At 67.3% G+C, this 20,110-nt stretch carries 16 protein-coding genes; 9 read left to right on the top strand and 7 right to left on the bottom strand.

Annotated features, from left to right (window positions below):
* Positions 1-19 precede the first annotated feature (19 nt).
* The 3 genes from folP to FS845_RS18165 all read left to right on the top strand — a co-directional run bounded on the left by folP (position 20) and on the right by FS845_RS18165 (position 3,221).
* The gene (gene folP, locus FS845_RS18175; protein WP_144637879.1) at positions 20-862 is read left to right on the top strand and encodes a dihydropteroate synthase; all 843 of its coding nucleotides are present in this window, start codon (positions 20-22) and stop codon (positions 860-862) included.
* Entirely contained in the window at positions 859-2,205 is a 1,347-nt protein-coding gene (gene glmM / locus FS845_RS18170) for a phosphoglucosamine mutase (protein WP_144637877.1), read from the top strand. The genes folP and glmM overlap by 4 nt, the downstream gene beginning before the upstream one ends.
* A gap of 221 nt (positions 2,206-2,426) precedes the next feature.
* Positions 2,427-3,221 carry a GNAT family N-acetyltransferase gene (locus FS845_RS18165; protein WP_144637875.1) on the top strand — a complete coding sequence of 265 codons (795 nt, stop codon included), beginning with the start codon at positions 2,427-2,429 and terminating at the stop codon, positions 3,219-3,221.
* A gap of 201 nt (positions 3,222-3,422) precedes the next feature.
* Here FS845_RS18165 and ppx read toward each other — a convergent pair whose 3' ends face one another.
* Positions 3,423-4,913 carry an exopolyphosphatase gene (gene ppx, locus FS845_RS18160; protein ID WP_144637873.1) on the bottom strand — a complete coding sequence of 497 codons (1,491 nt, stop codon included), beginning with the start codon at positions 4,911-4,913 and terminating at the stop codon, positions 3,423-3,425.
* 188 nt (positions 4,914-5,101) lie between these two features.
* Between ppx and ppk1 the strand changes: the two genes are divergently transcribed.
* The 6 genes from ppk1 to FS845_RS18130 all read left to right on the top strand — a co-directional run bounded on the left by ppk1 (position 5,102) and on the right by FS845_RS18130 (position 12,964).
* Positions 5,102-7,231, top strand: coding sequence for a polyphosphate kinase 1 (gene ppk1, locus FS845_RS18155; protein ID WP_144637871.1), 2,130 nt, complete (start codon positions 5,102-5,104; stop codon positions 7,229-7,231).
* A gap of 329 nt (positions 7,232-7,560) precedes the next feature.
* Positions 7,561-8,604: a phosphate ABC transporter substrate-binding protein PstS gene (gene pstS / locus FS845_RS18150; RefSeq protein ID WP_144637869.1), complete on the top strand. Its 1,044-nt coding sequence runs from the start codon at positions 7,561-7,563 to the stop codon at positions 8,602-8,604.
* 157 nt (positions 8,605-8,761) lie between these two features.
* Positions 8,762-9,787: a phosphate ABC transporter permease subunit PstC gene (gene pstC / locus FS845_RS18145; RefSeq protein ID WP_144637867.1), complete on the top strand. Its 1,026-nt coding sequence runs from the start codon at positions 8,762-8,764 to the stop codon at positions 9,785-9,787.
* A 26-nt stretch (positions 9,788-9,813) separates the two neighbouring features.
* Entirely contained in the window at positions 9,814-10,668 is an 855-nt protein-coding gene (gene pstA, locus FS845_RS18140; protein ID WP_144637865.1) for a phosphate ABC transporter permease PstA, read from the top strand.
* A 41-nt stretch (positions 10,669-10,709) separates the two neighbouring features.
* Positions 10,710-11,486 carry a phosphate ABC transporter ATP-binding protein PstB gene (pstB, locus tag FS845_RS18135; RefSeq protein WP_066406371.1) on the top strand — a complete coding sequence of 259 codons (777 nt, stop codon included), beginning with the start codon at positions 10,710-10,712 and terminating at the stop codon, positions 11,484-11,486.
* A gap of 116 nt (positions 11,487-11,602) precedes the next feature.
* Entirely contained in the window at positions 11,603-12,964 is a 1,362-nt protein-coding gene (locus tag FS845_RS18130) for a trypsin-like peptidase domain-containing protein (protein WP_260986338.1), read from the top strand.
* A 28-nt stretch (positions 12,965-12,992) separates the two neighbouring features.
* On the opposite strand, the gene FS845_RS18125 is transcribed toward FS845_RS18130, so the two are convergent.
* From FS845_RS18125 to FS845_RS18105, 6 genes are all read right to left on the bottom strand, one after another.
* Positions 12,993-14,636, bottom strand: a complete 1,644-nt coding sequence (locus FS845_RS18125) for a YadA family autotransporter adhesin (protein ID WP_144637863.1) — start codon at positions 14,634-14,636, stop codon at positions 12,993-12,995.
* A 58-nt stretch (positions 14,637-14,694) separates the two neighbouring features.
* The gene (locus FS845_RS18120; protein ID WP_144637861.1) at positions 14,695-16,953 is read right to left on the bottom strand and encodes a phosphocholine-specific phospholipase C; all 2,259 of its coding nucleotides are present in this window, start codon (positions 16,951-16,953) and stop codon (positions 14,695-14,697) included.
* Positions 16,954-16,981: 28 nt separating this feature from the next.
* Positions 16,982-17,158 (bottom strand): hypothetical protein, encoded by a 177-nt coding sequence (locus FS845_RS26560; protein WP_186332326.1) that lies wholly within the window; start codon positions 17,156-17,158, stop codon positions 16,982-16,984.
* Positions 17,159-17,251: 93 nt separating this feature from the next.
* Complete coding sequence (gene phnE, locus FS845_RS18115; protein WP_260986337.1) at positions 17,252-18,259, bottom strand: phosphonate ABC transporter, permease protein PhnE; 1,008 nt, start codon at positions 18,257-18,259, stop codon at positions 17,252-17,254.
* Complete coding sequence (locus tag FS845_RS18110; protein ID WP_144637859.1) at positions 18,256-19,053, bottom strand: phosphonate ABC transporter ATP-binding protein; 798 nt, start codon at positions 19,051-19,053, stop codon at positions 18,256-18,258. Before FS845_RS18110 ends, phnE begins: the two co-directional genes overlap by 4 nt.
* 20 nt (positions 19,054-19,073) lie before the next feature.
* Positions 19,074-20,009, bottom strand: a complete 936-nt coding sequence (locus tag FS845_RS18105) for a phosphate/phosphite/phosphonate ABC transporter substrate-binding protein (protein ID WP_144637857.1) — start codon at positions 20,007-20,009, stop codon at positions 19,074-19,076.
* Positions 20,010-20,110 lie beyond the last annotated feature (101 nt).

Raw genomic sequence — 20,110 nt, 5'->3', positions numbered from 1 at the left:
GCCGTAGCCTGCCAGCTTCATGGCAAATACCTTCCTGTGCGGGCGCTTCGAGTTCGATCTCGAGCGCCCGTTGGTCATGGGCATCGTCAACGTCACGCCGGATTCGTTTTCCGACGGCGGTGCGCATGACGACACCGATTCCGCCGTGGCGCACGCGCGGCGGCTCATCGCCGACGGGGCCCACATCCTCGACCTGGGCGGCGAGTCCACGCGGCCGGGCGCCGAGCCCGTCTCCATCCAGGACGAGCTTGCGCGCCTGCTGCCCGTGCTCGAAGCGTTGCGCGACTGCGGCGTGCCGTTGTCCGTCGACACCTTCAAGCCCGAGGTCATGCGTGCGGTGCTGGACGCGGGCGCCGACATGATCAACGACATCTACGGCTTTCGCCAACCCGGCGCCATCGAGGCGGTGGCGCAGTCGCGCTGCGGCGTGTGCGTCATGCACATGAAAGGCGAGCCGCGCACCATGCAGGAAGCGCCAGAGTACTCCGACCTGCTGGGCGAGATCGGCGTGTTCCTGGGCGCGCGCGCCCAGCGGCTGCGGGCCGCCTGGGTCGATCCGCGCCGCATCGTGCTCGATCCGGGCTTCGGCTTCGGCAAGACGATGGACCAGAATTATCAATTGCTGCGCAGGCTGTCCAGCCTGCGTGTTTCCAGCTACCCGCTATTGGTGGGCCTTTCGCGCAAGTCCATGATCGGCGCCGTCACGGGCAAGCCCGTGCAGGATCGCCTGGCTGGCAGCATCGCCGCCGCGCTGGCATGCGTGGCGCGCGGCGCATCCATCGTGCGCGTGCACGATGTGGCCGAAACGGTCGACGCGCTCAAGGTCTGGCATTCCGCGGAACAAGGAGCCATACGTTCATGAGTCAACGCAAGTATTTCGGTACCGATGGGGTGCGCGGCGAGGTCGGCGGCCCGACGATCAATCCGGGCTTTGCTCTGCACCTGGGCTATGCCGCCGGCAAGGTGCTGGCCCGCAAGCAGGCGATCCGCGGCGGCGGCCGCCCGCAGGTGGTCATCGGCAAGGACACCCGCATCTCGGGCTACATGCTGGAATCCGCGCTGGAAGCCGGGCTGTCGGCGGCGGGCATCGACGTGCTGCTGGCTGGTCCCATCCCCACGCCCGCCGTGGCCTACCTGACGCGCGCGCTGCGCCTGGTGGCCGGCATCGTCATCAGCGCCTCGCACAACCCGTACCAGGACAACGGCATCAAGTTCTTCTCGGCCAAGGGCATGAAGCTGCCCGACGAGATCGAGGCCGAGATCGAGGCTGAACTCGAGCAGCCCCTGGGTTGCGTGCGCTCCGAAGAGCTGGGCCGTGCCCGCCGCATGCAGGACGCACAGGGCCGCTACATCGAATTCTGCAAGAGCACCTTCCCGTCCGATCTCGACCTGAACGGCATGCGCCTGGTGATCGACGCGGCGCACGGCGCGGCGTATCACACCGCGCCCCACGTGTTCCGCGAACTGGGCGCCGAAGTGCATGCCATCGGCGTCTCGCCGGATGGCTTCAACATCAACGAAGGCGTGGGCGCGCTGCACCCCGAGGCTTTGGCCAGGGAAGTGAAGGCCCGCAACGCGCACCTGGGCATTGCGCTGGACGGCGACGCCGACCGGCTGCAGATGGTGGACGGCGAGGGCCGCATCTACGACGGCGACGAACTGCTGTACGCCATCGTGCGCGAGCGCCTGCAACGCGGCCCGGTGGCCGGCGTGGTCGGCACGCTGATGACCAACTATGGCCTGGAACGCCAGCTGCAGCAGTTGAAGGTGCCGTTCGAGCGCGCCAACGTGGGCGACCGCTATGTGCTGGAGCAGTTGCTGGAACGCGGCTGGATGTATGGCGGCGAGAGCTCGGGCCACCTGCTGTGCCTGGATTGCCACACCACGGGCGACGGCATCATCGCCGCCCTGCAGGTGCTGACCGCGCTGCGTCGCGGCGGCGAGCCGCTGGCGCATTGGGTGGGCGACCTGCGCATGTATCCGCAGACCATGATCAACGTGCCGCTGGCGCCCGGGCTGGATTGGAAGACCCACCAGGGCCTGGCCGCCGCGCGCAAGTCGGTCGAGGACGAACTGGCCGGCCGCGGCCGCGTGCTGATCCGGGCCTCGGGCACCGAACCCAAGCTGCGTCTGATGGTCGAGGCCGAAGACGAAAAGCTTGCCGGCAGCTGCGCCCAGCGCCTGGCGGACGCCCTGTCCGCCTGACATTTTGTTGACCCGGGCGGCTGCAACGGCCGCCTGGTTACGGCGCGGTTTCCTGTCGCAGGACAGCCGCGCCGCCGGCATCGTATCAAGTGGTTACTTTGCCGACTCGTGCCGCCCGCTCGGGCTTCATCAGGCATAAACTTCACAATCACGTAACATAACAGTCAGATTACTGACATGACGCGCGTCCAAACTGGCAGGATATTTAGGAGTTCCGCGCAATGCTTGAACTAGCACGCATCGATACTGGCACCGCCGAGGGCGCTCAGAACTGGTCGGGTCCCGCCCCGCGCGGACTCGCTGTCGGACTGGCTCGCACCAGCGAGGAAGTCGAGCAGATCCAACGCCTGCGCTATACCGTATTCACCGAAGACATGGGCGCCGTCTTCCCGGATGCCCAGGACGGCATCGAGCAGGACCGCTTCGACCCGTGGTGCGAGCACCTGATGGTACGCGAACTCGACACCAATCGCGTAGTAGGCACCTATCGCATCCTGACCCCCGAAAAAGCCCGCGAAGCCGGCGGCTACTATTCCGAATCCGAATTCGACCTGTCCGGCCTGGGCAACCTGCGCGAGCAACTGGTCGAGGTGGGCCGTTCGTGCACGCATGCCGACCACCGCAGCGGCGCGGTCATCATGCTGCTGTGGTCGGGCCTGGCCGAGTTCCTGCGCCGCGGCGGCTACAGCTACCTGCTGGGCTGCGCCAGTGTCAGCTTGCGCGACGACGGCGTCACCGCCGCCGAAGTGTGGCGCACCGTCTCCAAGCACCTGCAGGATCCCAGCACGCCGCGCGTCAAGCCGCTGCACCGCTATCCGGTCGAGCGCCTGAACAGCACGCTGCCGGCGCGCGTGCCGCCGCTGATCAAGGGCTACCTGAAGCTGGGCGCCAAGGTCTGTGGCGAACCCGCCTGGGACCCGGACTTCAACGCCGCCGACTTCCCGGTCCTGCTCACCATGGAAGGCATGGACGAGCGATATCGCCGCCATTTCGGCCTGGATCGCGCGGAGCGCTGATCATGCGTCAATTGCTGCGTCGCGCCCACCTACGGTTTATGCAGCGCGTGACGCGGCAGCTTCTTCTGGAGCTGGATCAGCTCGAACGGGAAACCGACCTGGCCCCGTTCTGACGGGCCGGCGGGAAAGATACAGGTCGTCCAGCGCGGGTGACCTGCCTCGAAATCGAAAAGCCGCGTCGCGTGACGCGGCTTTTTTCGTTCAGAGTTCGAGCAACTCGAACGAGAAACCGACCTTGCGCCATTCCGATTCTTCGGCGCGCAAGGTGAAATCGCTCAGCGGGTGGCCCGCCAGCCACGCGCCATCCACACGAACGACGATCGAATCGCCCTTCACCGACAAGCGCACGGGAATGGGCGAGATGTCTTCGCGGCGGCGGAACAGCAGCACCGCCAGGCGCAGGCACAGGATCGCGATCCACTGATGGCGCTGCGGCGCCAGCGGCTCCAGTTTGGCAAGCTTGCCCAGGTGGCCCAGGGCCAGCATGGCCAGCAGCTGCTGGTCGGCGCGTGAGAACCCCGGCATGTCTGCGTTCTCGAGCACGTAGGCGGTGTGCTTGTGATAGGTGTTGTGCGCGATCGACAGTCCGACTTCATGCAGGTCCGCGGCCCAGCCCAGCGCATGGCGCAGGTGGGCGGTCTCGGCGGTGGGTTCGGTGACCACGCTGTCGTAGAAGCCCTGCGCGGCCGCGCGCACCCGGCGCGCCTGGTTGGCGTCGACGTGGTAGCGCTTCATGAACTGGCGCACGGATTCGTCGCGCTTGTCGTGTTCGTCGTCGCGTCCCAGCAGGTCGTACAGCACGCCCAGGCGCAGCGCGCCGTCGCCGGTGTGCATGACGTCGATGTTCAGTTCGTCGAACAGGGCGCTCATGATGGCCAGGCCACCCGGCAGCACGTCGGCGCGCTCGAGCTTGATGCCCGGCAGTTCCGATGGGATGACGCGGCCGGAACGGATGATGCGCTCCTTCAGCTTGTTCATGCCCGCGCGCGTGATGCCTTCCTGCGAGAAGCCGCACTCCTGCAGGATGGCGAAGAGCGCCTTGGCCGTGCCGGACGAGCCGTAGGCCTCCTTCCAGCCGGTCTTGCGGTATTGCTTGGCGATGACCTCGATCTCGCGCCGCGCGGCCAGTTCGGCCTGCTTCATTTGATGGGCGTCGACCAGCCCGTCGCTGAAGAACTGGCGGCTGTAGCTGACACAGCCCATGTACAGCGAGGACATCAGGTTGGGTTCGAAGCCCTTGCCGATGATGACCTCGGTGGAGCCGCCGCCGATGTCGATGACCAGGCGTTTCTCGGCCGAGGGCGGCAGGCTGTGCATGACGCCGAGATAGATCAGGCGGGCCTCTTCGCGGCCGGCGATCACCTCGATGGGAAAGCCCAGCGCGGCTTCCGCCTGGGGCATGAATTCCTGCGTGTTGCGGGCCACCCGGAACGTGTTGGTGGCCACCGCGCGCACCCGGTTGGGGTGGAAGCTGCGCAGGCGCTCGCCGAAGCGCTGCAGCACGGCGACCGCGCGTTCGACCGCGTCGGCGCTCAGGCGCTTGTCGGCATCCAGGCCGGCGGCCAGGCGCACGGTCTCTTTCAGGCGGTCGATCTGGTAGATCTGCGCAACGCCGTCGTGCTGGACGACACGCCCGATCGAGAGGCGAAAACTGTTGGACCCCAGGTCCACGGCGGCCAATAGATGGTCCATGCGGCTCGTTGTAAGGCTATAGATCAACCGGAATTATAGTTAGAGGACCGCCTCGGCGGGCACGGTTTGCATTTCTGCTTGCGGAACAATGGCTTGGCGGGCGCGCAGCGGCAATGATTTCGCGTACCCTTACGGACGGGCCGCTGAATACGCCAGCGTGACGGGCATCATTCATCTTCATTTCTTCCATGACAGACCAGGAACTCGAGCACACCCAGGACTCTCTGGCCGCCGATGTGGCCGCCACGGCCCCGCGTCACGCGGAACCGCGCATGCTCAACCGCGAACTTTCCTTGCTGAAGTTCAACGAGCGCGTGCTGGCACTGGCCGAGAACCCCCGCGTGCCCATTTTGGAACGGCTGCGCTACGTCTGCATCGTCAGTTCCAACCTGGACGAGTTCTTCGAGATCCGCATTTCCAGCCTGAAAGAGCAGCAGCGGCTGACGCCAGGGTCGATCGGCTGCGACGGGCTGACGCCGGGCGAGGCCTTCGAGCGGGTGCAGGCCAAGGTTCACAAGCTGGTCGAGCGGCAGTACGAGCTGCTCAACAGCCAGATCCTGCCGGGCCTGCAGGCCGAGGGCATCGTGCTGCTGCACGCGTCCGAATGGAACGAACAGCAGCTCGAATGGGCGCGCGACGTCTTCAATCGCGAGGTCATGCCGCTGCTGACGCCCATTGGGCTGGATCCGTCCCATCCGTTTCCGCGCGTCTACAACAAGAGCCTGAACTTCATCGTGGCGCTGTCCGGCGCCGATGCATTCGGGCGCCGCGCGTCCATCGCCGTGGTGCAGGCGCCGCGCGCGCTGCCGCGCCTGATCCGCATGCCGGCCGAGGTCTCGGGCCACCCCGACGGCTACGTGCTGCTGACCTCGCTGCTGCGCGCCTTCGTGGGCGAGCTGTTCCCGGGGCTGGAGATCCGCGGCTGCTATCAGTGGCGCGTCACCCGCAACAGCGACCTGTTCGTCGACGAAGAAGAAGTGACCAATCTGCGCCTGGCCCTGCAGGGCGAGCTGTCGCAGCGCAATTTCGGCGCGGCGGTGCGCCTGGAGATCGACCGGCTGACGCCGCCCGACCTCGAGGCCTACCTGCAGCGCGAGTTCTCGCTGACGCCGGTGGACACCTACCGCGTCAACGGCCCGGTGAACCTGTCGCGCCTGATGCAGCTGTGCAGCAACGATGCGCGCCCCGATCTGCTGTTCCCGTCGTACCACGCAGTGGTCCCCGCGCCGTTCGACCGGGTCGGCGACAAACCGGCCGAGCTGTTCGCCGCCGTGGCCGAGCGCGACCATCTGCTGCATCACCCGTACCAGTCGTTCCAGCCCGTCATCGACTTCCTGACGGCGGCGGCGCTGGACCCGGACGTGATGGCCATCAAGCAGACCATCTACCGCACCGGCGAGGACTCCGAGCTGATGAAGATCCTGCTGGCCGCCGCGCGCGCCGGCAAGGAAGTCACCGTGGTCGTGGAGCTGATGGCGCGCTTCGACGAGCAGACCAACATGAACTGGGCAGCCCGCCTGGAAGAGGTCGGCGCGCACGTGGTGTACGGCGTGGTGGCCCACAAGACGCACGCCAAGATGGCGCTGGTGTTGCGCCGCGAGAACGGCCGGCTGCGCCGTTATGCTCACCTGGGCACCGGCAACTACCATCCCCGCACGGCCCGGCTGTACACCGACTTCGGCCTGTTGACCGCGGATCCCGATCTCTGCGAGGACATGGACAAGGTCTTCGGCCAGCTGACCGGCCTGGGCGCGCGCCGCTCGCTGAAGGCGCTGCTGCAGTCGCCTTTCACCATGCACGACACCATGGTGGGCCTGATCCGCGCCGAGGCCGAGGCGGCCCGCGCCGGCAAGCGCGCGCACATCATGGCCAAGATGAACTCGCTGCTGGAAGAGCGGGTGATCGACGAGCTCTACCAGGCCAGCCAGGCCGGCGTGCGCATCGACCTGGTGATCCGCGGCGTGTGTACCCTGCGGGCGGGCGTGAAGGGCCTGTCCGAGAACATCCGGGTGCGTTCGGTGGTCGGACGGTTCCTGGAGCATTCGCGGGTGTTCTATTTTCATGCCGATGGGAAGGAAGTCGTCTACCTGTCGTCCGCCGACTGGATGGACCGCAATTTCTTCCGCCGCGTCGAGGTCGCGTTCCCGGTACGCGACAAGACGCTGAAGCGGCGGGTCATCGACGAGGCCTTCACCTTCGCGCTGCGCGACAACCAGCTCTCCTGGCAGCAGCAGCCCGACGGCACCTATGCACGGGTGCGCAATCGCCGCGAAGCCTACGACGTGCACACGTACCTGATGCGCACGCTGGGGCAGTAGGCTGTCGTTTTATTGCCGTCAGGCCTGCGAATCGGACCTGGGCCGCATCTTGCCCCGCATGGCGGCCTTGCACCTTTTTTCGCCGGCTTTACGCTTCTTGACAGGCGCATTCGGCCCGTCGGCACTGCACTGCAACATACAATTCGCCGCCTTTTCAGGGACATATAACTGTCCCGTCCCTGAAAAGCGGGAACGTTGCTTTTGTGCACCGCACAGCCCATTTGTGACTGTCACTATCTTGTCATTTTCGACTTCTAAGATGCGCCTGTCGGTCAAGGCCATGTACCTGGACCCTCGCCGGAATTCCTCAAACAAGCACAGGAACCACGATGCTCAAACGTGTCTTCAAGCAAGTTTCCCTGACGGTCGCCCTGAGCGCGGCCGCTTTCGCCGCCCACGCCGTTGATGTCACCGGCGCCGGTGCTTCGTTCCCGTACCCGGTCTACGCCAAGTGGGCGTCGGACTACAAGGCTGCCACGGGCAACGCCGTCAACTACCAGTCGATCGGTTCGGGTGGTGGCCAGCAACAGATCAAGGCCAAGACCGTCGACTTCGGCGCTTCGGACGATCCCCTGAAGGCCGACGACCTGCAAAAGAACAACCTGCTGCAATTCCCCGCCGTCATCGGCGGCACGGTTGCCGTGGTGAACATCGACGGCGTCAAGGCCGGCGAACTGAAGCTGTCGGGCCAGGTCCTGGGCGACATCTACCTGGGCAAGATCAAGAAGTGGGACGACGCCGCCATCAAGGCGCTGAACCCCGACGTCAAGCTGCCCTCGGCCGACATCGTCGTGGTGCACCGTTCGGACGGCTCGGGCACGACGTTCGGCTTCACGAACTACCTGTCCAAGGTCAACGCCGAGTGGAAGTCGTCGGTTGGCGAAGGCAAGGACGTCAAATGGCCCACCGGCCAGGGCGGCAAGGGTAACGAAGGCGTCGCCGCCTACGTCGGCCAGCTGAAGAACTCGGTCGGCTACGTCGAATACGCCTACGCCAAGCAGAACAAGTTGGCCTGGACGCAAATGCAGAACGCCGCCGGCAAGTTCGTCCAGCCCGAGCAGAAGGCCTTCGCCGCTGCCGCCGGCAACGCCGACTGGAAGAGCGCCCCCGGCATGGGCGTGGTCCTGACGAACGAACCGGGTGACGCCTCGTGGCCCATCACCGCCGCCACGTTCATCCTGATCCACAAGTCGCAAGACAAGCCCGTGCAAGGCAAGGCCGTCATGGACTTCTTCGACTGGGCCTTCAAGAACGGCGGCAAGGCCGCCGAAGCCCTGGACTACGTGCCGCTGCCCCAGAACGTGACCGACGAAATCCGCGGTCAGTGGAAGTCGGAAGTCAAGTCGGCCGACGGCAAGGCCGTTTGGCAGTAAGCTGTAACCGATCGCGGTTGCCCAGGTAGAGGCGCTTTACCTGGGCGTGCAAACCGCAGCAGGGGCCGGCCAGGCGCCGGCGCCAGCAGACCCGGGGGGCGCACAAATCATTGGGCGCCCCTTTTCATCTCTGAGATTTCCCAAGGAAAGCCCATCCATGAGCGCGGTAATGGATAATAGCGCCTCGATTCCATCCGACAGAGCGACGTCGTCTCCGGTCATGACCGCCGGGACCCCTCCGCCTGCCAGCCAAAACAACAACGCGCTGATGGATAAGCTGTTCAAGAACCTCACGCGATTCTTCGCGTTCTTCGTATTCATGCTGCTGGCGGCGATCATGGTGTCGCTGATCTACGGCAGCCATGAATCCATCTCCAAGTACGGCCTGTCGTTCCTGTGGCTGAACGAATGGGATCCGGTCAACCAGGTGTTCGGCGCGGTGGTGCCCATCGTCGGCACGCTGCTCACCTCGTTCATCGCCCTGATCATCGCCGTGCCGGTGTCGTTCGGCATCGCCATCTTCCTGACGGAGCTGTCGCCCGCCTGGCTGCGCCGCCCGCTGGGCACCGCCATCGAGATGCTGGCCGCCATTCCGTCCATCATCTACGGCATGTGGGGCCTGTTCGTCTTCGTGCCGGTGTTCCAGCAGTACGTGCAGCCCACCCTGATTTCGGTGCTGGGCGGCATTCCCGGCGTGGGCATGCTGTTCCAGGGCCCGGCGTTCGGCATCGGCATCTTCACCGCCGGCCTGATCCTGTCCATCATGGTCATCCCGTTCATCACGGCCGTCATGCGCGACGTGTTCGAACTGGTGCCGGCCATGCTCAAGGAATCGGCGTACGGCCTGGGCTGCTCCACCTGGGAAGTGATGTGGCGCGTCGTGTTGCCCTTCACCAGTTCGGGCGTCATCGGCGGCATCATGCTGGGCCTGGGCCGCGCGCTCGGTGAAACCATGGCGGTCACGTTCGTCATCGGCAACGCCTTCCGCCTGTCGGAATCGCTGTTCGCCCCCGGCAACTCCATCGCCTCGGCGCTGGCCAACCAGTTCAACGAAGCCGCCGGCATCCAGCGCGCCGCGCTGCTGGAGCTGGGCCTGATCCTGTTCATGATCACCACCGTGGTGCTGGCCATTTCCAAGGTCATGCTGCTGCGCCTGTCCGCCTCGCAAGGCAAGAAGTCCTGATCCCGGGTCCGAACGGAGAATACGAAATGGCTCAATCGGCCCTCAACATGAACAACCCGATCTATCGTCGGCGCCACTTCACCAATCAGGTGATGCTGACGTTGTCGATGATCACCCTGATCTTCGGCCTGTTCTGGCTGTTCTGGATCATCCTGACGCTGCTGACCAAGGGCGCGCCGGCCCTGTCGTTCACGCTGTTCACCGAGATCACGCCCCCGCCGGGGCAGCAGGGCGGCCTGCTGAACGCGATCTTCGGCAGCGTGCTGATGGCCGCCATCGGCACCATCATCGGCACGCCGATCGGCATCCTGGCCGGCACGTATCTGGCCGAGTATGGCCAGCGGGGCTGGCTGGCGCCGGCCACGCGCTTCCTCAACGACGTGCTGCTGTCGGCTCCCTCCATCATCATCGGCCTGTTCATCTACGCCGTGTACGTGGCCCAGGTCGGCCACTACTCCGGCTGGGCGGGCGCCCTGGCGCTGTCCATCCTGGTGATCCCGGTCGTGGTGCGCACCACCGACAACATGCTGCTGCTGGTGCCCAACAGCCTGCGCGAGGCCACCGCCGCGCTGGGCTGCCCCAAGTGGCGCATGATCATGATGATCTGCTATCGCGCCGCCAAGACCGGCATCATGACGGGCGTGCTGCTGGCCATCGCACGCATCTCGGGCGAAACCGCGCCGCTGCTGTTCACCGCGCTGTCCAACCAATTCATGTCCACCAACATGAACGGCCCGATGGCCAACCTGCCGGTCGTCATCTACCAGTACGCGGCCAGCCCCTTCAAGGACTGGAACGACCTGGCCTGGGCAGGCGCCACGCTGATCACCCTGCTGGTGCTCGGCATCAACATCCTGGCCCGCAACCTGTTCCGTAAATGATCGCCAGCCGGCGCCAGGGGCGCCGGCACTAGGAAAGCCAAATGGACAACATCGCTACCGCTACGAAAAGCAAGATCGAGGTGAAGAACCTCAACTTCTATTACGGCAAATTCCATGCGATCCGCAACGTGAATATGTCGATCCGCGAAAACAAGGTCACCGCCTTCATCGGCCCGTCGGGCTGCGGCAAGTCGACCCTGCTGCGCACGTTCAACCGCATGTTCGAGCTGTACCCCGGCCAGCGCGCCGAGGGCGAGATCATCCTCGACGGCGAAAACCTGCTGACCTCCAAGACCGACATCTCGCTGATCCGCGCGAAGGTCGGCATGGTGTTCCAGAAGCCCACCCCGTTCCCCATGAGCATCTACGACAACATCGCCTTCGGCGTGCGTCTGTTCGAGAAGCTCAGCAAGGGCGAGATGGACGAGCGCGTCGAATGGGCGCTGTCCAAGGCGGCCCTGTGGAACGAAGTGAAGGACAAGCTGCACCAGAGCGGCAACGGCCTGTCCGGCGGCCAGCAGCAGCGTCTGTGCATCGCGCGCGGAGTGGCCATCAAGCCCGAAGTGCTGCTGCTGGACGAGCCGTGCTCGGCGCTGGATCCGATCTCGACCGCCAAGGTCGAGGAACTGATCGCCGAACTGAAGAACGACTACACCGTCGTCATCGTCACGCACAACATGCAGCAGGCGGCCCGTTGCTCGGACTACACCGCCTACATGTACCTGGGCGAGCTGATGGAATTCGGCGAAACCGACCAGATCTTCGTCAAGCCGGCCCGCAAGGAAACCGAAGACTACATCACGGGCCGTTTCGGCTGATGCGTCTTGCCGCGACAGGGGCCATGGGGCCCTGTCGCGCGGCTGCCGCGGCATGATGTCGTGCCGGGCGGCAAGCCTATAGAATGGCGGGCCCCGGGCCCGCCGTTTTCTTTTCCATGTCAGCTATGCATGCATTCAAGGCGGCTGCGCCGTCCGTTTCCCGCCGCCGGATGCTGGCCGCGCTGTGCCTGGCGGCGTGTGCGCCCGCGGCGCGCGGCGCCTTGCCGGCCATCGTCGACGGCGCGCCGCTGCCGTCGCTGGCGCCCATGCTCGAGGGTGTCACGCCGTCGGTGGTCAGCATCGTGGCGCTGGGCAGCAATCAAGAGGCCGCCGGCTTCGGCCGCATGCCGAACCGGGCGCGGCAGAGTTCGGGCTCGGGCGTCATCGTCGACGCCGCGCAGGGCTATGTGCTGACCAATCACCACGTGGTGCGCGGGGCGCAGTCCATACGGGTGTCGCTGGTCGATGGCCGCAGCTTGCCAGCGCAGGTGCTGGGCAGCGACCCGGATACCGACATCGCCGTGCTGCGCATCCAGGCCGACCGGCTGCAGGCGCTGCCGTTGGCGGATTCCAGCGGCGTGCGGGTCGGCGACTTCGTCGTGGCCATCGGCAACCCGTACGGATTGGGCCAGTCGGTATCGTCGGGCATCGTGTCCGCGCTGGACCGTTCCAGCCTGCGGGCGGCGGGCTACCAGAATTTCATCCAGACCGACGCCTCGATCAATCCCGGCAACTCGGGCGGCGCGCTGGTCAACCTGCGCGGCGAACTGGTCGGCATCAACACCATGATCTACACGCCCTCGGGTGGCAACGTGGGCCTGGGCTTCGCGATTCCGTCGAACCTGGCGGGCGACGTGATGCGCCAGCTGCTGGCGCATGGCCGCGTGCTGCGCGGCACGCTGGGCCTGGACGTGCTGGACCTGAATCCGTCTCTGGCCAGCCAGCTGGGCATGGCGCCTACGGCCACGGGCGTGGTGGTCACGCGCATCAGCGAAGGCACGCCGGCGCAGCAGGCCGGGGTGTTGGCGCGCGACGTGATCGTCGCGCTGGACGGCAGGGCGATCGCCACCAGCCAGCAGTTGCACAACGCCGAAGGCCTGCTGCCGGTGGGACAGCAGGTGCGCCTGACGCTGCGGCGCGCGGGCCGGCAGATGGACGTGACGCTGCGCATCGAGCCCGAGAAGGACGAGCGACTGCATGCCGGCACGCTGGACGCCCGCCTGAACGGCATCGAGCTTGCCGAGATGTCGCTGGCGCAGCGTCGCCAGGGCAACGACGGCCTGCTGGTGACAGCCACCTATCCCGGCCGCAGCCAGGCGGCGGCCAACCTGCGGCGCGGCGACATCCTCATCGGCATCAACCAGCGGCCGGTCAGCCGGCTGTCGGACCTGCGCAACCTGCTCGAGCTGCTGGACGGCCAGCCGTTGCTGATCACGCTGATCCGCGGCCGCGGGATCTTCTACCTGCAGGTGCGGTAGGCCGGCCGGCCCGCCGCACCCCAGGCGCTTACCACTGGTAGCCCGCGCCCACCGTGCCGCCCAGGTCGCCGCGCGAGGTGGCGTTGGCGGCGGCTCGCACCACCCAGCGCCCATTGGGCACGATGTGCGAGATGCCGATCGCATAGCCCGTTTCGCCGTTCCAGGCGCCGCCGGCCAGCGACACCATGCTGTGGCCGGGCAGGTAGGCCTGCGGCAGGCCGGCGGTGGCCATCGCGGCCGCCACGCCGCCGCGCAGGCCGCGTTCCATCTGCTGCACGTCCGCGCGCAGGCGGGCCAGACCTTGCTCGTTGCGCGCGACGCTGCTGCTCAGTTGCTCGTTCACCGAGCGCAGCTGGGCCACGTTGACGGCGTCGCCGTCCTGGCTGCCCGCCGCGATGCCGGTCAACTGCCGTCCGCCCACGTTCACTTCGCCGGCCGAGGCCTGCGGCGCGTCGCTGGCATAGCCCTGGTAGGCCTCCTGGGCGCCCCGTGTGGCCTGCGAGCCGGCGCCGATCGCCACGCTGCCCGCGGCGGCCGTGCTGCCCGCGCCGATCGCCACGCCATCGGCGCCCGCTGAGGCCGCGGTGCCGACGGCCACGCCGTCGCTGGCGGCGCGCGTGCCCGCGCCGACCGCGACCGAGCGGTCGGCGGCGACTGAGCGTCCGGCGTCCGAGCCGATCGCCACGTTCTGGCTGCCCTGCATGTCGATGGCTGCGCCGGTGCCGCTGGACACGTTGTCGTTGCCCACGACGTTGCGGCCCGCGCCCATGCCGGTGGCGACGTTGTTGTTGCCGGTCACGCCGGCGCCTGCGTACGAGCCGGTCGCCATGTTGTTGTTGCCGGTGACGCCTCGGCCGGTGTTGTTGCCGTGGGCCTGGTTGCCGCTGCCGCGCACGTCCTGGCCGGCGTACACGCCGTCGGCCAGGTTGTTGTTGCCCGTCACGCCACGGCCGGCCTCCTGGCCCACGGCCTGGTTGCCGTCGCCCGCGACGTTGCGGCCGGCATTCGACCCCATCGCCGTGTTGTTGTTGCCCACCGTATCGGTGCCGGCCCAGAAGCCGACGCCCTGGTTGTAGTCGCCGGTGACGTTCTGCCCGGCGCTGCGGCCGAACGACTGGTTCCAGCCACCGTTGACGTTGGTGCCCGCGTAATAGCCGATCGCCTGGTTGGCGTTCTTGCCGCCCACGTTCGAGCCCGCGCCTTCACCGATGGCCACGTTCCAGTTGGTGCTGACGTTCTGGCCCGCGCCATTGCCCAGCGCCTGGTTGTTGCTGCCCGACACGTTGCGGCCGGCGTTTGAGCCGATGGCGTTGTTCTGGCTGCCGGTCACGCCCGTGCCGGCCCAGAAACCGATGCCCTGGTTGTAGTCGCCGGTGACGTTCTGGCCCGCGCTGCGGCCGAACGACTGGTTCCAGCCGCCGGCAACATTCTGGCCGGCATTGAAGCCGATGGCCTGGTTGGCGTTCTTGCCCGATACGTTGGTGCCCGCGTCCTCGCCGATGGCCAGGTTCCATTTGGTGGAGACGTTGGCGCCGGCGCCGTCGCCGATGGCGACGTTGGACGGGTCGGGAACGGGCTGCGCCAGCGCGTTCGCGCCCAGCGAGGCCATCAGCAGCGCGAGCGCGCCCGCGCCCATGCGCGGCCCGTGCGGGGCCGGGTGGATCTGCTTCATGGAAAGTCCGATAGGAGGAAGGTCGACGGACCGGCGGCGCCGGCCCGTCGTGAGGTCGTCAGGAAGGAATCGCCGCGCCCATCGCCGGGTCGCTGACACTGTGCTTGCCGGTCTCGACGCGCCCCGCGAAGCGGCGCGACAGGCCGTTGGCGGCCAGCGTGAAGTCGTACCAGTTGCCGCTGTCTGCCAGGGGCCAGTGATGCTCCGCCACGCCGCCCGCCGGCACGTCGAGCGTCCAGGGGCCGTCGCCGCGGTAGGCCTCGGCCTTCAGCGAGGCTTGCGCGTCCCCGGTGCCGTGGTTGCTCACCTTGGCGTATACCGAGCCGACCGCGATGTCGTAGCAGACCTGCAGCTCGAGCGCGGCGCCGCTGCCCGTGTTGCCGCCGAACGTGCGCACGAACCCATTGGTGCTGTAGACCCACAGGTCGTAGTCGCCGCCGTCCGCGGTGGTATCCCACACGTCTTCCAGGCTCTTGCCGGCCTCGACGGTGTAGCGCCGCGGGATCAGGTTCAGGTGCTTCCTGTCGTACACGTGGAAGACCGCGCCGACCGAGCCGGTGTTGCTGAAGATCAGCGTGACCTTGCCGTTCGCGGCCACGCGCGCGCTGGTGTGTAGTTCATACGGCAGGGCGCGCGACGGGCGCGTGCCGGATTCCTGGAACAGGGGCTGCGGCGTGGCGGGGGCCGTGGTGACGGGCGCCGTGGGCAGCAGCCGTTGCGCGGCATTGACCGCGGGATAGTTGCTGGTGTCGGGCAGCGTGGGCACGGCCGGATCGTTCGGCGTGGCGAAGTCGAAGCAGGAGGTGAGATCGCCGCAGACCGCGCGATGCCACGGGCTGATGGCATCCACGGTGACGCCGAAGCGCTTCTCCAGGAACATGCCGACCGAGGTGTGGTCGAACACCTGCGAATCGACCCAGCCGCCCTTGCTCCACGGCGACACTACGTACATCGGCACGCGCGAGCTCAGTCCCCACGGACGGATCTTGCCGCTGGTGGTGTCCGCGGCGCTCAGGTAGCTGCCGACCGACGCGTCGAAGTATTCGCCGTCCAGCGGTACGGTGGACTTGCCCATCAGCTTGCCGTCCGCGTCGTACGACGGCACGGCCGGCATTGCCAGGTGGTCGAAGAAGCCATCGTTCTCGTCGAAGGTCACGAACAGCGCCGTCTTGCTCCAGACCTCGGGATTGGACGTCAGGGCGTCCAGCACGTCGGAGATGAAATCCGCGGCGCCGGCAACGCCTTCGCTGCTGCCGGGATGCTCGGCCAGCGCCTGCGTCGGCAGCACCCACGAGACTTGCGGCAGCGTGCCGTTGGCCACGTCCTGCTTCAACTGCGCCAGGAAGTTCACGGGGCCGTCGGCTGCCTCGGGGCCACCCGTCAGGCCATGCTCGTAGTTCGGCGAGCCGGGCTGCGCGGTGCGGAAGCTCTGGAACGCCAGGCAGCCGTTCATGGCGCCGGTCCAGTTGTTGTTCATGTTCTGGTAGATGTGCCAGCTGACGCCCGCTTCCTGCAGCACGTCCGGCAGCGTCTTCCACCGGAACGCCGTGTTGGTGTACCGGTAGTTGTAGGCGCCCGTGCCGGGATCGACCTGGCCCGAGCCGTCGGCCTGTTGCGCGCGGCCCGCGACCCATCGGGACGGGTTGGGCCAGCAGCGCGAATTGACGGGTTCGGAATCGGCGTCCGTGCTGTTGATGCCCAGGCTGCGCAATTCCGGATTGAAGTTGGAGCCGGACCAGAACACGATGCGGTTCGGGTCGGTGCCGGTGAGGATGGAACAGTGGTAGCCGTCGCAGATCGTGAAGGCATCGGCCAGCGCGAACTGGAACGGGATGTCCTCACGCAGGAAATAGCCCATCGTCGCCTGGTTCTTGAACTGGATCCAGCGATCCATCTTGCCCTGGTTCCACGCGGCCTGCTGGTCGGGGAAATTGTGCGGCGTGCCGGAGCCGATCAGCGCATTGCTGGTCCGGGAATCGCGGCGGAACGGCTGGATGTCCTGGCCGCCAGCGGGGTTGGGCTGGAAGTACACCGGCTTGCCGCTGGCCAGCGGGATCGGGAAGCGGTCGCCGAAGCCGCGCACGCCGCGCAGGGTGCCGAAGTAGTGGTCGAAGCTGCGGTTCTCCTGCATCAGGATCACCACGTGCTTGATGTCCTGGATGGTGCCGGTCTGGACGCTGGCGGGCACGGCCAGCGCACGCTGGATCGAGGCGGGCAGCAGCGAAGCGGCCGTGAGGGCGCCCATGGCGCCGGCGGACTTGCGCAGGAAGTCGCGGCGGTTGACGTTGCCTGGCGCGCCGGAATGGGATGTCGTCATGATGGTCTCGGTGAGGTCGGAGCGGGGATCAGGGCGCGCAACGCAGTTGCGGCGCGGGTTGCGGTTGGCCGGGATCGCCCGGTTCGCCCGGCGGGTTGGGCTGCGACGGCGTGTCGTCGTCATCGCCGCCGCCGCAGGCGGCCAGGCAGAGGCTGAGCAGCAGGCCGGCAACGACGGCGCGGCCACGCGCGTAGGGGGTGGACATGGAAATCTCCTGAGGGGAAACGGGTGGCCGGTCCGGAAGGAAGCCGGCTGGATCAAAACACTGCGCCGTGCCGCCAGGGCGGCCGGCGGACATTCAGTCGATGCGCCTGCGCAGGCGCGCGGCGCACTGGTCGAGCACGAACACGGCGATGAAGATGGCCAGGAGGATGGTTCCCACGTGGCCGTACTGGTACATGTCGTAGCGGCCCTTCAGCTCCTGGCCGATGCCGCCGGCGCCCACCAGGCCCACCACGGTGGCCATGCGCATGTTGCGATCGAGCACGTACAGCGTGAGCGCGATGAACTGCGGCATCACCTGCGGCCCGACCGCGTAGGCCAGCACCCGCAGCTTGCCGGCGCCGATGGCGCGCAGGGCTTCCTGCGGCTTGGGATCGGCGGTCTCGATGTCCTCGGCGTAGAACTTGCCCAGGAAACCCATCGTGTGGATGGCCAGGGCCAGCACGCCGGCGATCGGGCCGAATCCATAGGCCAGCACCAGGAACAGCGCGGTGATCAGTTCGGGCAGCGAGCGGAACAGGCTGACCAGCGCGCGCGCCGAAACGTAGGCGGCCTTGCCCGGCGTGTAGTTGCGCGCGCTGAAGTAGGCCAGGGGCAGGCTGCCCATCACCGCCAGCAGGGTGGCCCACAGCGCGATCTCCAGCGTCTCGACCATCTTCAGCGCCACGTGCGCCAGGTAGCCCAGCGGTTCGACCAGGTACTCTTTCCGGCTGACCTCGGTTTCCATCTGCAGGGTCTGCGGGTTCAGGCGCTGTTCGCGCACTTCCTGCGTCTCGATGCGGGCCAGCCAGGGCAGGTCCTCGCGGTCGAAGTTCTCGATGCGCGCGACCTCGGTCCGTTCCGAGACCTGGATGGGAAACAGGCTGTGCACCAGCTTGCCCAGGCCCGTGCCGACCTGGGACTGCTCGCGCAGTCCCACGGCCGCCAGCGCGCCGTCGGCGGTCAGGCTCAGCATCCTGCCCATTTCCACGCGGTGGCCCGCCGCCAGGCACAGCAGCAGCGCCATGATGGCGATGGCCACGGCGCGCGCGCCGTAGGGAGGGTCGATCCGCCAGGCGGTCGTGGTGGTAGCGGTCGATGTCATGCGGGTCTCACTTGCAGGGATGCGTAGTCGCGCGGGGGGATGCCCGGCTCGGGCGCCGCCACCGTGGGCGGGCCGTACAACGCGCGCGCCGCCGCGTCGTCGAACGCCCGCGGCGGGCCGTCGAACGCCACGGCGCCGTGGCGCAGCGCCACGATGCGGTCGGCATACTCGCGCGCCAGGTCGACCTGGTGCAGGCTGCACAGCACCGTGGCGCCCTGCAGCCGCGCCTGGGCGCGCAGGAGGTCCATGATGTCGCGGCTGATGCGCGGATCCAGACTGGCAACCGGCTCGTCGGCCAGCAGCAGCGCGGGCGCCAGCATGAAGGCGCGCGCAATGCCCACGCGCTGCTGCTGGCCGCCCGACAGGTCGCGGGCGCGGCGATGCAGGTGCTCTGGCTGCAGGCCCACGGCCGCGATCAGCGCGCAGGCCCGTTCGCGCATGTCCGCCGGGAAGCGCGCCAGCAGGGCGCGCCACGCCGGCAGCGCGGGCAGGGCGCCGCACAGCACGTTGGTGGCGACCGACGCGCGCGGCACGAGGTTGAACTGCTGGTGCACCATGCCGATGCGCGGCCGCAGCGCGGCCAGCGTGCGCGGCTCGACGGCGACGCCGTCGACCAGGACGCGGCCCTGCGTGGGCGCGGCCAGGCCGTTGACGGTGCGCAGCAGCGTCGATTTGCCCGCGCCCGAGGAGCCCAGCACGACGCAGAACTGGCCGCGCGGCACGTCGAAGCTGACGCCGTTCAAGGCAGGCGCGCCGGCGCCGTAGCGCACGCCGATGGATTCGAAGCGGATCATGTGCGTTTCCGTGCGTCGGATCAGCGCTGCGCCGACTTCTTCAGGATCTCGTCCTTCACCTGATCGTTCACCAGCGCCATCTTGCCGGCCGGGCCCGCGAACTCCTTGTCGGAGAAGGCGGTGTCGTAGCGTTCGACTTTCGCGCCGCCGTAGCCGCGGATCATTTCGGGCTTGATGCCGGGAGCCTGGTGCACGGTGGCGAAGGCTTCCTTCAGCCGGGCCTTCAGCGCATCGGGCAGCTTGGTGTTCATGGCCAGCGGCGGGTTCGGGATGGGTTCGCTGCGGAAAATGACCTTGACGGTGGACGGATCGACGGCGCCCTCGCGCACGGCCTTGTCGAACGAATCGAAGGACAGCGCGGCGGCGTCGACCTGTCCGTGCACCAGCGCGGCCAGGCTGGCGGCGTGGCTGCCCGTCATGCGCAGGGCGGCCAGGTCGCGGGCCGGGTTCATGCCCATGTCCAGCATCGAGGCGATCTGGAAGGTGAAGCTGGAGGTCGAATTGACGTCGCCGAACGCGGCGCGCTTGCCCTTCAGGTCGGCCAGGCCGGACAGGGACGAGTCCTTCTTGGCGAACATGCCGGCGTAGTAGCTGGACTTGCCCTTCTCGACGCTGACGGCCAGCAGCTGCGCGCAGTTGCGGTCGCGGGCCTGCACGTACGACACCGGGCCGAAGAAGGCGATGTCGGCCAGCTGGCTGCACATGCCTTCGACCACGGCCGAGTACGACTGGCCCACCTTCAGGTCGAACTTCAGGCCGGTGCTGCGCGAGATGGCATTGAACACGGGTTCGTAGTCGGCCTTGGTGCCCGACTCGGTGCCGCCGTCGGCGGGGATCAGCATGACGCGCAGCGGACGGGCGTCCGAACCGTCGGCGACCTGCTGCGCGCCGGCCTGGGCGGCCGCCAGCATGGAGATCGCGATCAGCGCGAGGGGACGGAGGCGGAAGAGCTTCATGATTCGGTAGTCCTTGCGGATAGGGCGCGCGTGGCGCGGGTGGCATTCACTTCGGACGCAAGTGTGGGCCGCAAAAATGACAACCTAATGAAATTTGTTCA

Origin of the sequence: Bordetella genomosp. 13 (assembly GCF_007679965.1) — a bacterium.
Classification (GTDB): Bacteria; Pseudomonadota; Gammaproteobacteria; order Burkholderiales; family Burkholderiaceae_B; genus Bordetella.
This window is presented reverse-complemented; position numbering and strand designations above follow the sequence as displayed.